We start from the raw sequence: 13,718 nt of genomic DNA, 5'->3' as shown, positions 1-13,718 counted from the left end.
CCGCCGCACAGTGAGAGAGGAACCGGACATGTCCACCACGCTCGCCCGCGTCCGCGCCGCCCACGCCCGCATCGAGGCCGTCGACCGCCCGGAGATCTGGATCGGGCTGCGCCCCCTGGCGGCCGTCGAGGCGGAGGCCCGCGCCCTGGACGCCCGGGTGGCGGCGGGCGAGCACCTGCCGCTCGCCGGCCGGCTGCTCGCGGTCAAGGGCAACATCGACGTGGCGGGCCTGCCCACCACGGCGGGCTGCCCGGCGTACGCCTACGAGCCCGGGGCCGACGCCCCGGTGGTCGCCCGGCTGCGGGCGGCGGGGGCGCTCGTCCTCGGCACCACGAACCTGGACCAGTTCGCGACGGGCCTGGTCGGCACCCGTTCGCCGTACGGCGCCGTACGGAACGCCCGCGACCCGGAGCGGATCAGCGGCGGCTCCAGCTCCGGCTCGGCGGTCGCGGTGGCCCTGGGCATCGCCGACCTCGCGCTCGGCACCGACACGGCGGGCTCGGGCCGCGTCCCGGCCGCCTTCAACGGCATCGTCGGCCTGAAACCGACCCGCGGCCTGGTGTCCACCGAGGGCGTGGTCCCGGCCTGCGCGTCCCTGGACTGCGTGACTGTGTTCGCCCGCACCCTGCCGGAGGCGGAACAGGCCCTGGCCCACATGGCGTCCGCCCCCGGCCGTCCGCTGCCCGCCCGCGCGCCGGGCCCGTGGCGGATCGCGGTACCCCCGCTCGACCAGCTCGGCGAGCTGGACCCGGGCTGGGCCGAGGCGTACGAGGCGGCGGTCCTGCAGCTCCGGTCCGCCGGGGCGGAGATCCGCACGATCGACCTGGCCCCCTTCACCGAGGCGGCGGCGATGCTCTACGAGGGCGCGTTCGTCGCCGAGCGCTACACCGCCGTGGGTACCTTTGTCGACAAGTTGCTGGCGGAGGGAGGCGAAGGCCTCGACCCCACCGTCGCCGGCATCATCACCCGCGCCCGGGACATCCCGGCCCACCGGCTCTACGCGGACACCGACCGCCTGGCCGCCCTGCGCGCACGCGCGCTGACCGCGTTCGCCGACGCCGACGCCCTGCTGCTCCCCACCGCCCCCGGCCACCCCACCCTCACCGAGGTCGCCGCCGACCCACTGGGCGCCAACGCCCGCCTGGGCCGCTTCACCAACTCCACGAACCTCTTCGACCTGTCCGCGGCGGCCGTCCCGGCGGGTGAGGTGAGGGGACTGCCGTTCGGCGTGATGCTGATCGGCCCGGCGTTCACGGAGGAACGCCTCACCCGCATCGCGGACCTGCTCCGCCCCGACACCCACGTCGCCGTGGCGGGCGCCCACCTCACCGGGCAGCCCCTGAACCCCCAGCTCCTGGCGCTGGGCGCCGTACTGGACCGTACGACGACGACGGCCCCTCTCTACCGTCTGCACGCCCTGCGGACGAGCCCGCCGAAGCCGGGTCTCGTCCATGTGGGCGGGGGCGGCGCCCCGGTCGAGGTGGAGGTCTGGCGCCTCCCGGCGGCCGGCCTGGGCGCGCTCCTGTCCGCCCTCCCCCGCCCGATGGCGCTGGGCCGCGTCACGCTCGCCGACGGTACGGAACTCCCGGGCTTCCTCTGCGAACCGTCCGCGCTGACGGACGCGCAGGACATCACGGCCTACGGGGGCTGGCGGGCGTACCTGGCCCGCTGAGACGTGGTGGGAGGGCGGGCCTGTTCAGGCTCGCCCTCCCCACGCCTCGTCAGCCCACGCCTCGTCAGCCGACGCCTCGTCAGCCCACGGACGAGTACGCCACCACGCCCCGCAGCAGCGCGTCGACGGCCTTGCGGGCGTTCTTCGCCACCGACGAACTCTCCGGGGGCGCCGCCGCCGCGATCTGCCCGAGGACGTCGATGACCTGCTTGCACCACCGCACGAAGTCCCCGGCCGGCATCTCGACCTCCCGCAGCACCTCGTCGAGGCCCTTGCCCGAGGCCCACATGTGTGCGGCCCAGGCGAAGCCGAGGTCGGGCTCGCGCTGCCCGACGCCCTCGGTCTGGCTGATCCGGAAGTCCTCCTCCAGGGCGTCCAGCCGGCCCCAGATCCGCACCATCTCGCCGAGCGCGGCCTTGGCCTTGCCCGAGGGAAGCTTCGGCGCCATCGCGTCGTCGCTGGTCCGCGCCTCGAACACCAGCGCCGAGACGCAGGCGGCGAGTTCGGCGGGGGTCAGCCCGTCCCACACCCCGGCCCGCAGGCACTCGCTCGCCAGCAGGTCCAGCTCGCCGTACAGCCGGGCCAGTCGCTTGCCGTGCTCGGTGACCTCGTTGCCCCGCAGGTAGTCCAGCTCGGTCAGCAGAGCCACGATCCGGTCGAAGGTACGGGCGATGGTGTTCGTCCGGCCCTCGATCCGGCGCTCCAGCTGCGAGGTGTCGCGCAGCAGCCGGTAGTAGCGCTCGGCCCAGCGGGCATGGTCCTCGCGGTCGGAGCAGCCGTGGCAGGGATGGGCGCGCAGCGCGGCGCGCAGGCGGGCGATCTCCCGGTCGTCGGCGGCCTGGGAGCGGCCCCTGCGGGAGCGCTCCGGCTCGATGTGGCCGGCCTTGGTGCGCAGCGCGGAAGCGAGGTCGCGGCGGGACTGGGGCGAGCGCGGATTGAACGACTTCGGGATCCGCATCCGCTCCAGCGCCTCGACCGGCACCGGGAAGTCCATCGTGGCCAGTCGCTTGACCTGCCGTTCGGCGGTCAGGACGAGCGGGCGCGGACCGTCCTGGTGCTCGAAGCCGCGGTGGCCGTTGGCCCGGCCGGCGGGCAGGCCCGGGTCGAGGACCAGCGCCAGCCCGGCGTACTTGCCGGTCGGCACATGGATGACGTCGCCCGGCTTGAGCTTCTCCAGCGCCACCGCCGCCTCGGCCCGCCGCTGGGCCGCACCCTGCTTGGCCAGCTCGGTCTCGCGGTCCTTGAGTTCGCGGCGCAGTCGCGCGTACTCCTCGAAGTCGCCGAGGTGGCAGGTCATGGAGGCCTTGTAGCCCTCAAGGCCCTCCTCGTTGCGCTGGACCTGCCGCGAGATCCCGACGACCGACCGGTCGGCCTGGAACTGCGCGAACGAGGTCTCCAGCAGCTCGCGCGAACGGTGCCGCCCGAACTGCTGCACCAGGTTGACCGCCATGTTGTACGACGGTTTGAAGCTGGAGCGCAGCGGATACGTGCGGGTGCCCGCCAGACCGGCCAGGTGGTCGGGGTTCATCGCGCGCTGCCACAGCACGACGGCGTGGCCCTCGACGTCGATGCCACGTCGGCCGGCGCGGCCGGTGAGCTGCGTGTACTCGCCGGGGGTGATGTCGGCGTGCTGCTCGCCGTTCCACTTGACGAGCTTCTCCAGCACCACCGAGCGCGCGGGCATGTTGATGCCGAGCGCGAGGGTCTCGGTGGCGAAGACGGCCTTGACCAGCCCTTGGACGAACAGCTCCTCGACGACCTCCTTGAAGGTCGGCAGCATGCCCGCGTGGTGGGCGGCGATGCCCCGCTCCAGGCCCTCCAGCCACTCGTAGTAGCCGAGGACGTGCAGGTCCTCGTCGGGGATGGCGGCGGTGCGCTCCTCCACCAGGGAACGCACCCGTTCGCGCGCGTCCTCGTCGTTGAGCCGCAGCCCGGCGTACAGGCACTGCTGGACGGCGGCCTCGCAGGCGGCACGGCTGAAGATGAACGTGATCGCGGGCAGCAGGCCCTCGGCGTCGAGCCGCTCGATGACCTCCGGCCGCCCCGGCGTCCACACCCTCGACCGCTGCCTGCGCTCGCGCTCCCGGTCCGCCTCGCGGATGTTCCGGCCGCGCTTGCGGTCCTGGTACGACGGCCGGCTCGCCTCCATGCGGGCCAGCCGCGAGAGGACGGGGTTGACCGCCCTGCGGTGGCCCTCGCCCTCCTCGAACAGGTCGTACATCCGCCGCCCGGCGAGCACGTGCTGGAACAGCGGCACGGGCCGGTGCTCCGAGACGATCACCTCGGTGTCGCCGCGCACGGTGTCCAGCCAGTCGCCGAACTCCTCGGCGTTGGACACGGTCGCCGAGAGCGAGATCAGGGTGACCGACTCGGGGAGGTGGATGATCACTTCCTCCCATACGGCGCCCCGGAAGCGGTCGGAGAGGTAGTGCACCTCGTCCATCACCACGTACCCGAGGCCGAGGAGGGTCTGCGAACCCGCGTACAGCATGTTCCGCAGGACCTCGGTGGTCATCACGATCACCGGGGCATCGGAGTTGACGCTGTTGTCGCCGGTGAGCAGGCCGACCTTGTCGGCGCCGTAGCGGCGGCACAGGTCGGAGTACTTCTGGTTGGACAGCGCCTTGATGGGTGTCGTGTAGAAGCACTTCTTGCCCTGCTGGAGGGCGAGGTGGACGCCGAACTCGCCGACGATCGTCTTGCCCGAGCCGGTCGGGGCGGCCACCAGGACGCCCTTGCCCGACTCGAGCGCCTGGCAGGCCTCGATCTGGAAGGGGTCGAGACCGAAGTCGTACATCTCGCGGAAGGAGGCGAGCGCGGTGGCCTGCTCGACAGCACGCTTACGGGCTGCCGCGTACCGCTCGGCCGGTGAGAGGTCCTCTGTCATCGTGCTTTCGAGCGTACCGGGCCGCACTGACAACAGGACGATCATTATCCGGATCCACGGCCGGGAACACGCAGCGTGGCCGGGGCGCCACGTGGGCGCCCCGGCCACGGGGCGGATCCGTCCTGTGCGTACCCGGTGCTCAGGTCACGTCGTCGTAGCCGTTGACCCGCTCCGCGGTCGCCTGCTCGGGCAGCGCCCGGCTGGGGGCCACCGCCTCGACCTCACCGATGGCCTCGGGCGTGAGATCCAGCTCGGAGGCCTCGTCGTCGGCGGGGCTCAGGGCGTCGCGGCGGCGCCTGCGGCGGTCGTTCAGCAGGGAGAAGCCGGTCGCGAAGAAGTAGAGGATCCAGATCGGCCCGGCGAGCGCCAGCATGGTCAGCGGGTCGGTGCTGGGCGTGGCCACTGCCGCGAAGACCGTGATGCCCATGATCATGCCGCGCCACCAGCTCATCATGCGGCGGCCGGTCAGTGCCCCCGTCAGGTTGAGCATGACCAGCAGGAGGGGCAGTTCGAAGGAGAGGCCGAAGACGAGCACCATGCGGACGATCAGGTCGAGCAGATCGTCGAGCGGCAGCTGGTTGTCCAGATCCGCCGGCGAGAACTCGAGGAGCACCTTCGCCATCGTCGGCAGCGTCTTGTACGCGAAGAAGGCACCGCCGAGGAACAGCGGTACGCCGGTGCCGACGAACGCGTAGGCGTACTTGCGCTCGTGCTTGTGCAGGCCGGGGGCGACGAAGCCCCACAACTGGTAGAGCCAGACCGGCGACGCGAAGATCACACCCGCCATGAGGGAAACCTTCAGGGCGAGCGTGAACGGGGTGAGCAGACCGTTGAGCACGATGCGGGCGCAGTTGCCGCTGCTCTGCTGTGCCAGCTCGGAGAAGGTCGAATCGCACCCCACCGCGGTCAGGATCGGGTTCGTGAAGAACTCGATGATGTCCTTGTAGAAAAAGGCGGCGACGATCGTCACGGCGACGATGGCCAGCAGCGCCTTCGCCAGCCGGTTGCGCAGCTCACGAAGGTGTTCCGCGAGGGGCATCCGCCCCTCCGGGTCCTTCTCCTTCTTGCGGGCAGACTTGAGCAACCCACGTTCCCATCTCGTGCGGCGGGCCGGAGATCACCGGCCCTGCGTCAGCGCTTGGTCGAATCCGTGGGCTCGCTGACCGGGCGCGAGCTGGTCACGTCACCGGGGGAAGCCTGGATCGTGCGCTGGACGGGGGGCTGCTGGTCGTCGTGCGGCGGGGCCGCGGGAGCGGACGCGTTGTCCTGGCCCTCGGTCTTCATCGCCTTGGCCTCGCTCTTGAGGATGCGCGCGGACTTGCCGAGCGAGCGCGCCATGTCCGGAAGCTTCTTCGCGCCGAACAGCAGGATGATGACGACGAGGATGAGAATGATCTCGGGGGCGCCGAGCCTTCCGAACATAAGTCTTTACCTTCTCACCGAGGCGGCTGGGTGGGACTGCTGTCCGACCGGCCGGACACATGTCCGAGCGATCGTGCTGACAGCGATCGTAACGCTCAGGGGTAAACGTGAGGCAATCCCCGTGCGTACTCCCGGTCCGCGTTCCGGGCCTCGTTCTCCGGACCGCGACCAGCAGCGTACCTGTCCGAACCACCGGGACGGGAGGGTGAAGTGACCCGGAACGCGGTCCGCGCGGGACTCACAGCACGGCCACAGCGGTACTCACACGCTGTCCACGGCCCGAGCCGCGCTCAGCGACGCCCGTTCCAGTTCCTCGGCAGCCCGGCCGATGCGCTGCGCGGAATCCGCGACCTGCCGGCCCAGACGCCGCGCCTCCAGGAAGACCCGCACGGCGAACACCGCGAGCACGGCGAGACCCAGAAAACCCACAGCTACCGCGAACATCGGCCAGAACATGACGCCGAGCTTAGGGCCTGGCCGGCCGATCATGGCGGACAGGCCCCCGAACCTCGCTACGGCATCTGCAGCCGCAGGGTCCGCACCCCGCCCCCGGTGAGCAGCTCCACGACCCGCTCACCGGCCGGCTTGCGCACGGCGGCACCGCACTCCGGGCAGGTGAAGGAGTAGAACGTGGTCCGGCTGGAGCCGCCGATGGCCAGCCGCAACGCACCCGCGGCGAGTTCGAACCGGCCGCGGCAGTCCGGGCAGCCGGCCCGGAAGACCACCGGGGCCACGCTTCTCATCCCCGAGAACGCCGAGGCCACCGAGATGCCCCGCACACCGGACGTCGTCACCGACTCGCTCACCGCTGCTGCTCCCGCCCGTCGATCCGCCCCCGCACCGGCCCGGTGCTCCCACCGGCGGTGCCCGCCGTGCCCCCGTACCCCTCGACGTCCGCGGCCTCCACCCCGTCGTACGCCGCCAGCGCCTCGCGGGCGGCGCGGCGGGCGCTGTCGGCGAGGTCCTGCGGCGACACGATGCGGCCGTCGCGGCCGAGGCGCAGCGCCAGACGCCGCAGCGAGGCGGGCTCGGGGGTGCGCAGAGTGATCCGCAGGCCGCCGTCGGGCAGCTCGTCGGCGCTGTCGTGCGGGTAGTACTCGGCGACCCAGCGCCCGCCGGGCCCCACCTCGACGACGACCTCCGGGTCCTCGGCCGCCGGCTGCACCAGCCCCTCCGACAGGTCCCGCAGCTCGACCTCGGGCGGCGCCGACGGCTCGTCGAGGATCCTGATCTCGGCGACCCGGTCGAGGCGGAAGGTGCGACGCGCCTCGGAACGCCGGCACCAGGCCTCGACGTACGTGTGCCCGACGCTCACCAGGCGGATGGGGTCGATCTCGCGCTCGGTGACCTCGTCACGCGCGGGCGAGTAGTAGCGGATCCACAGCCGGCGGCGCTCGGAGATCGCCCGGTCGACGTCGGCGAAGACACCGCCCTCGGCCTCGAAGGTCACCGACAGGCGCGAGCTGGCGCCCGCCGCCTCACCGGCGGCGGTCTCCACCTTGGCGGTGGCCCGCAGCAGCGCCTGGCGGTCGCTCTCGCGCAGCCCCGGCAGGGTCGCCACCGCGCGGGCCGCCACCAGCAGCGCGGTCGCCTCGTCGGCGGCCAGCCGCAGCGGCTCGGCGGCGTCCGCACCGAGGGCGGCCGGGTTGTGCCACCAGATCCGCTCACCGTCGGTGTCGATGTCGAGCAGGTCACCGCCGCGGAAGCTGGTCCCGCACATGGGCAGCACGTCGAGGTCGGAGACCAGCTCGTCCTCGGTGATCCCGAAGGCCCGTGCCACGTCCTCGATGCGCGCTCCGGGACGCTCCCGCAGATACGTCACCAGGGAGAGCATCCGGCGGGTCTGGTCGATCGCGTTCGCCGGCCTGACCGGTTTGCCTGCCACTGTGTTGCTCGCTCCCCCTCAGCCCTTGGCCACGGCGCGCAGCCGGTCCACCACGTCGGCCCGCAGCTCCGCGGGTTCCAGCACCACCACGTCCGGCCCGAACTCCACCAGCCAGGCATCCAGCCCGTGCCCGTACGGAATCTCCAACTCGTCCCACCCGTCCCCGAGTTCCCGCACCGCCGTGGCCCTCGCCCGCAACGGGTACCCGGAGCCGCCGCGCAGCCGGATCAGCGCCCTGCGGTCGGCGTTCTCCCCCGCCCAGCTCGCGACGGTCTCACGGACGGTGACGACGTCGGGCACGGGCGCCGTGAACGCCGTACCGCGAGAGCGGACCTTGCCGGTGATCCGGGACAGCCGGAAGACGCGCTCGGCGCCCCGGTCGCGGTCCCAGCCCGCGAGGTACCAGTGGCCACGCCAGCACTCCAGCGCCCACGGCTCCACATGCCGGGGCTCGGGGCGCGCGGCGGTGGCCTTGCGGTAGTCGAAGACGACGGGCCGACGGTCGCGGCAGGCCAGCATCAGCGGCTCGAACGCCGCCTCGTGGACGGGGATGCGCGGTTCCAGGGCACTGTGCGGCTCGTACGGGTCGACATCCTCGGGCAGTCCGGCCGCGCGCAGCTTCTGCAGGGCTCCGCTGGCCGCGCCGGCGAGCCTGGCCTGCTGCCACACCTTGGCCGCCAGACCCAGGGCGGCGGCCTCCTCGGCGTCGAGGGTGATGGGCGGCAGCCGGTTGCTGTCACGACGGGCGAGGTAGCCGACCTCGCCGTCCAGGCTCTCCACGGTCTCGATGACCAGGCCCAGCTCGCGCAGGTCGTCCTTGTCCCGCTCGAACATCCGGTTGAAGGAATCGTCGGAACCGGCCACGCCCCTGCCCGGACCGAACGACTCGACGTAGGCCTCGATGGAGTCACGCAGCTCGCGCTTGCTGAGCGGCCGCCGCGTCCCGAGGAGACACAGCGCCAGGTTCATCAGCCGCTCTGCCTTGGCAATGGCCATCGACGCCCTTCGCCTTTCCTATGGTGCTTCCGACGGATGACCGTACCGCTCCGTGGTGCCCGGACAAAAGCCGAGGGCCCACGCCCGGACAGGCATGGGCCCCAGGTGGTCGAGACCGGTCGTACGACGATCAGACCCCGAGCAGGTCGACCACGAAGATCAGCGTCTCGCCGGGCTTGATCGCCGGGGTCGGGCTCTGGTTGCCGTAGGCGAGGTGAGCCGGAATGGTCAGCTGGCGACGGCCACCGACCTTCATGCCCTGCACGCCCTGGTCCCAGCCCTTGATGACCCGGCCGCCACCCAGCGGGAAGCGGAACGGCGTACCGCGGTTCCAGCTGGCGTCGAACTCCTCGCCGGTGCTGAAGGCGACACCGACGTAGTGCACGGAGACGTTCTGGCCCGCCTTCGCCACCTCACCGTCACCCTCCCAGATGTCCTTGATCTCAAGGTCCGCCGGGGGCTCGCCACCCGGGAAGTCGATCTCGGGCTTCTCGATGCTCACGTCTTACGCTCCTGCTTGTTCGCGGAAAGGCAACAGCACAGTCTTACATCACGGCGGCGTCACATCTTCGCGAGGATGTCCACCGTGAAAACCATCGTGGAGTCCTTCTCGATCCCGCTGCCGGCCGGCGGCTGGTCGCCGTACCCCAGGTCGGGCGGGATGACGATGACGACGCGGCTGCCGACCTTCTTCCCCGTCAGTCCCTGACCCCAGCCCTTCACGACCTGCTGGAGCGAGAACGAGGTCAGCGCCGACCTCTTGTACGTCGAGTCGAACTCCTTGCCGGTGTCCCAGACGACGCCCTTGTACTGCACGAGGACGGTCTCGTCGGCCGCGACGACCTCGCCGTCCCCCTCGATGACGTAGTTCGCCACCAGCTTCTTCGGCGGAGCGGTCTTGGGGATCTTGACGGAGGGAGCCTTGCCGTCCGTGTTGGTGCCCACCACCGGTACCGCGGCGTCGTCCTGGGGGACGTCCTCGCCCTTGGCCGAACTCTTGGCGTTGAAGGTGTCCTCGATGTCGAACACGAACACCATCGTGTCCGTGCCCTTCACACCCAGCTCCGCGTTGCCCTCCTTGCCGAAACCCCAGGTGGGCGGGACGGCGAACTGCACACGGCTGCCGGTCTTCTTGCCGGTGAGGGCGTAACGCCAGCCCTCCATGGTGCTGCCCTGCGCGATCTGGGCGATCCGCGGCGCCTTGCCGTCGTAGGAGTTGTCCAGAACCTTGCCGGTGTCCCAGATCTGGCCGAGGTAGTGGGCCAGGAGGTAGTCGCCCTCAGCGACGGGCCGGCCGCCGCCCGCGACGACCGTCTTGACGGCGAGCTGGTCGGAGGGCTCGCCACTGCCCTTGGCGACCGTCGGCTTCTCCCCGAACTTCGTGCCCGCGGTGATCGCCGGCAACGGTCCGTCGACGATCTTGGGGGCGGGCGCGGCGGAAGGGGCCGAGGCGGAGGGCGACGCACTGCTGTCGACCGCACTCGACGAATCGGACTTGTCGTCCCCGCATCCGGCGAGTGTGACCAGTCCTGCGGGCACGGCGGCAAGAATGAGTGAGCGTCGACGCACGGTGGGGGCCTCGTAATCGGTTGATCTCGGCTGATGGCGTGCGCGCTACCTTACTGACGATTCGGTGCCGATCCAGGTTCCGGCCCGGTTCGGTGCGGCCGCGCCCGGGGACCGTCCCTCGGCACGGCACCGTCGACATGAGCAGGGCGCCGTACGGGAAACGTACGGCGCCCCTGTTGCGTTCCGCCATCAGCGGGAAACGCGTTGCCCGGTCACATTCCGGCGATCAGCTTCTCCACGCGGTCGTCCACCGAACGGAACGGGTCCTTGCACAACACAGTCCGTTGCGCCTGGTCGTTGAGCTTGAGATGGACCCAGTCGACGGTGAAGTCCCGCCGCTGCTCCTGCGCCCGGCGGATGAAATCGCCGCGCAACCGCGCCCGAGTGGTCTGCGGAGGAACCGACTTGCCCTCGAAGATCTTCAAGTCGTTGCAGATCCGGGCGGCTTGGCCCTTGCGTTCCAGCAGGTAGTAGAGACCACGACGGCGGTGGATGTCGTGGTAGGCGAGGTCTATCTGCGCCACCCGCGGATTCGACATGGTCATGTTGTGCTTGGCCCTGTACCGCTCGATGAGCTTGTACTTCATGACCCAGTCGATCTCGGTGCCGATACGGTCGAGGTCCTCCGCCTCGATCGCGTCCAGCGTGCGGCCCCACAGCTCCAGGACCTGGTCGACGACACCCGTACGGATGCCGCGGCGCTCGACGAAGTCGACCGCCTTCTCGTAGTACTCGCGCTGCACCTCGAGAGCGGAGGCCTCACGGCCGCTGGCCAGGCGCACCTTGCGCCGCCCCGTGATGTCATGGCTGACCTCGCGGATCGCCCGGATCGGGTTCTCCAGGGTGAGGTCACGCATGACGGTGCCCGCCTCGATCATGCGCAGCACCAGATCGGTCGCGCCGACCTTGAGCAGCATGGTCGTCTCGGACATGTTCGAGTCGCCCACGATGACATGCAGCCGGCGATAGCGCTCGGCGTCGGCATGCGGCTCGTCGCGGGTGTTGATGATGGGCCGCGAGCGGGTCGTCGCCGAGGAGACGCCCTCCCAGATGTGCTCGGCCCGCTGACTGACGCAGAAGACGGCCCCACGAGGCGTCTGCAGCACCTTGCCGGCGCCGCACAGCAGCTGCCGGGTCACCAGGAAGGGGATGAGGATGTCCGCGAGCCGGGAGAACTCCCCGTGCCGGGCCACCAGATAGTTCTCGTGGCAACCGTAGGAGTTGCCCGCCGAGTCGGTGTTGTTCTTGAAGAGGTAGACGTCGCCCGCGATTCCTTCCTCGTGCAGGCGTCGCTCCGCGTCCACCAGGAGTCCTTCGAGAATGCGCTCGCCGGCCTTGTCGTGGGTGACCAGTTCGGTCACATTGTCACATTCGGGTGTCGCGTATTCCGGATGCGATCCCACGTCGAGATAGAGGCGGGCGCCGTTCCGCAGAAAGACATTGCTGCTTCGGCCCCATGACACGACACGGCGGAAGAGGTATCGCGCCACCTCGTCAGGCGACAGGCGGCGCTGTCCCCTGAACGTGCACGTGACGCCGTACTCGTTCTCCAGCCCGAAAATGCGGCGGTCCATGAGTGAACATTACGCCCGATCCCCTGAACTGAAACGGGGTTCGGCAGCACGGTTTGGATCATTTTCCGATGAAGCCGCAACAACACCACTTCCGACGGGAACTGCCAGTACCCGCCCTGTGGCCAGCAAAACCACCAGAGCCACAGCACCCGCCGCACCCGGCACCGCGAAGCCCCACTGGGCACCGCCCGCCTCGACGACCGGGCCCGCCACGGCCGTTCCCAGCGAATGACCGACCGTGAACGTCGTCACCAGCCAGGAGAACGCCTCGGTGACCGTGCCACGCGGAGCGTGCCGGTCGATGATGACGAACGCGCAGGCGAGCACCGGCGCGAGGAACACACCGGCGAGCGCCGTCAGGCCCACCATCGCGACCGCCCCCGGCATCAGCATGAGCGGCAGATAACACACCGCCAGAAACGCCACCAGGACCCGCAGTCGCCGCTCCGGCACCCCCACCCACCGCCGCGCCCCGTACGCCACACCGCCGACCAGCGCACCGATCCCCACCGCGGCCATCAGCCAGCCGTACACCACGTCACCCCCGTGATCGTCGGCGTACGGCACGGCGGCCACCGTGATGGAACCCAGCGCGATACCGACGAACAGGAAGGCACCCAACAGCACCAGCAGGCCCGGCGAACGCAACGCGCCGAGCCAGTGCGCCTCACGCGGAGCGGAACGCCACGCGCGCGAAGGCGGCGAGAGAACCACGGTCAGCGCGCCGAGCACCCCGAGCGCGTTGATCACCAGCAACGCGGCCCGCTCCGACCACAGCGACGTGCACAGCGTCACCAGCAACGGCCCGACGGCGAACATCACCTCCTGCGCCACCGCGTCCATGGCGTACGCCGTGTGCACCTGGTCCTCCCGGCGCAGCACCGAGGGCCACAACGCCCGCAGACCGCCCTCCAGAGGCGGGGTGAACAGCCCGGAGGCCGCGACGGAGACGTACGCGAGCGGCAGCGGGTCGGTGCCGGTGAGGGCGAAGACGGCCATCGCGAGGGCCGCGGCGACCGCGGCGGGCAACTGCACACGCGGCTGGCCACGCAGGTCGACGAGGCGGCCCAGCAGGGGCTGGCCGACCGCGTTGGCGACGCCGTACACGGCCGCCAGCGCGCCCGCGAGGGTGTAGCTGCCGCCCTGCGAACGGACGAAGAGCACGATCGCGATGGCCGCCGTGGCGCTGGGCAGCCGTCCCACGAGGGTGCCGGCGAGCAGCCGGGCCGCATGTCTCGCCCTGAGGATCTCGAGGTATCCCGCGGCCATGTCCCGCCTCCGTCGGCTCACCCGAGACGGTCCGCACCGCCCAGGTTTTACGTATAACCCGTCTCGGTCATACGTACCATGTGCGCTGTTCACCCGTCCACACGAAAGAGCAGGCCCACGGTGGCACGAGCCAGCACGCGCCCCACGAGCCGCGACGTCGCCCAGGCCGCGGGAGTCTCCCAGGCCGCCGTCTCACTCGTCCTCGGCGACAAATGGCGTGGCCGGGTCTCCGAGACCACCGCCGAACGCGTACGCCAAGCAGCCCGCGACCTCGGCTACCGCCCCAACCTCGCCGCCCGCAACCTCCGCCTCGGCCACACCCGAACCATCCTCCTCGTCGTCCCCGAACTCACCACCGAATTCTTCGCCGGCGTCTACACCGGCGCCGCCCGCCTCGCCGCCGCCCACGGCTTCGGCGTCGTCCTCTACCCCTCCCCCGAAGGC

General features: G+C 70.9%; 13 protein-coding genes. 2 read left to right on the top strand and 11 right to left on the bottom strand.

What is annotated here, in order from left to right:
• Nucleotides 1–28 precede the first annotated feature (28 nt).
• A complete protein-coding gene (atzF, locus tag BZL64_RS20805) occupies nucleotides 29–1,672 on the top strand; it encodes an allophanate hydrolase (RefSeq protein WP_086770714.1) in 1,644 nt (547 codons plus the stop codon).
• Nucleotides 1,673–1,751: 79 nt separating this feature from the next.
• Here the strand turns inward: atzF and BZL64_RS20800 are convergent, their stop codons facing one another.
• The 11 genes from BZL64_RS20800 to BZL64_RS20750 form a co-directional block, all read right to left on the bottom strand.
• Nucleotides 1,752–4,604 carry a DEAD/DEAH box helicase gene (locus BZL64_RS20800; RefSeq protein WP_086770713.1) on the bottom strand — a complete coding sequence of 951 codons (2,853 nt, stop codon included), beginning with the start codon at nucleotides 4,602–4,604 and terminating at the stop codon, nucleotides 1,752–1,754.
• A 94-nt stretch (nucleotides 4,605–4,698) separates the two neighbouring features.
• Nucleotides 4,699–5,643: a twin-arginine translocase subunit TatC gene (tatC, locus tag BZL64_RS20795; protein ID WP_086770712.1), complete on the bottom strand. Its 945-nt coding sequence runs from the start codon at nucleotides 5,641–5,643 to the stop codon at nucleotides 4,699–4,701.
• Between the two features lie 47 nt (nucleotides 5,644–5,690).
• Nucleotides 5,691–5,981 (bottom strand): Sec-independent protein translocase subunit TatA, encoded by a 291-nt coding sequence (gene tatA, locus BZL64_RS20790; protein WP_086770711.1) that lies wholly within the window; start codon nucleotides 5,979–5,981, stop codon nucleotides 5,691–5,693.
• A 261-nt stretch (nucleotides 5,982–6,242) separates the two neighbouring features.
• A complete protein-coding gene (locus tag BZL64_RS20785) occupies nucleotides 6,243–6,437 on the bottom strand; it encodes a hypothetical protein (RefSeq protein WP_086770710.1) in 195 nt (64 codons plus the stop codon).
• Between the two features lie 56 nt (nucleotides 6,438–6,493).
• Nucleotides 6,494–6,787, bottom strand: a complete 294-nt coding sequence (locus BZL64_RS20780; RefSeq protein WP_086770709.1) for a hypothetical protein — start codon at nucleotides 6,785–6,787, stop codon at nucleotides 6,494–6,496.
• Nucleotides 6,784–7,866: a helix-turn-helix transcriptional regulator gene (locus BZL64_RS20775; RefSeq protein WP_086770708.1), complete on the bottom strand. Its 1,083-nt coding sequence runs from the start codon at nucleotides 7,864–7,866 to the stop codon at nucleotides 6,784–6,786. The genes BZL64_RS20780 and BZL64_RS20775 overlap by 4 nt, the downstream gene beginning before the upstream one ends.
• 18 nt (nucleotides 7,867–7,884) lie before the next feature.
• A complete protein-coding gene (locus BZL64_RS20770) occupies nucleotides 7,885–8,862 on the bottom strand; it encodes a helix-turn-helix transcriptional regulator (RefSeq protein ID WP_086770707.1) in 978 nt (325 codons plus the stop codon).
• 130 nt (nucleotides 8,863–8,992) lie between these two features.
• Nucleotides 8,993–9,364, bottom strand: coding sequence for an FKBP-type peptidyl-prolyl cis-trans isomerase (locus tag BZL64_RS20765; protein WP_086770706.1), 372 nt, complete (start codon nucleotides 9,362–9,364; stop codon nucleotides 8,993–8,995).
• 59 nt (nucleotides 9,365–9,423) lie between these two features.
• The gene (locus BZL64_RS20760) at nucleotides 9,424–10,431 is read right to left on the bottom strand and encodes an FKBP-type peptidyl-prolyl cis-trans isomerase (protein WP_086770705.1); all 1,008 of its coding nucleotides are present in this window, start codon (nucleotides 10,429–10,431) and stop codon (nucleotides 9,424–9,426) included.
• A 212-nt stretch (nucleotides 10,432–10,643) separates the two neighbouring features.
• Nucleotides 10,644–12,005: a Pup--protein ligase gene (pafA, locus tag BZL64_RS20755; RefSeq protein ID WP_086770704.1), complete on the bottom strand. Its 1,362-nt coding sequence runs from the start codon at nucleotides 12,003–12,005 to the stop codon at nucleotides 10,644–10,646.
• 9 nt (nucleotides 12,006–12,014) lie between these two features.
• A complete protein-coding gene (locus BZL64_RS20750) occupies nucleotides 12,015–13,274 on the bottom strand; it encodes an MFS transporter (protein ID WP_086770703.1) in 1,260 nt (419 codons plus the stop codon).
• Nucleotides 13,275–13,352: 78 nt separating this feature from the next.
• On the opposite strand from BZL64_RS20750, the gene BZL64_RS20745 reads away from it, so the two are divergent.
• Nucleotides 13,353–13,718 (top strand): LacI family DNA-binding transcriptional regulator (locus tag BZL64_RS20745; protein WP_143663246.1); only part of this gene is annotated, 366 nt, incomplete at its 3' end.

It is taken from the genome of Streptomyces bobili, assembly GCF_002154575.1.
GTDB classification, from domain to species: domain Bacteria; phylum Actinomycetota; class Actinomycetes; order Streptomycetales; family Streptomycetaceae; genus Streptomyces; species Streptomyces bobili.
Note: the sequence above shows the minus strand (reverse complement) of the source record. Positions and strands in the feature narration are given on the sequence as shown.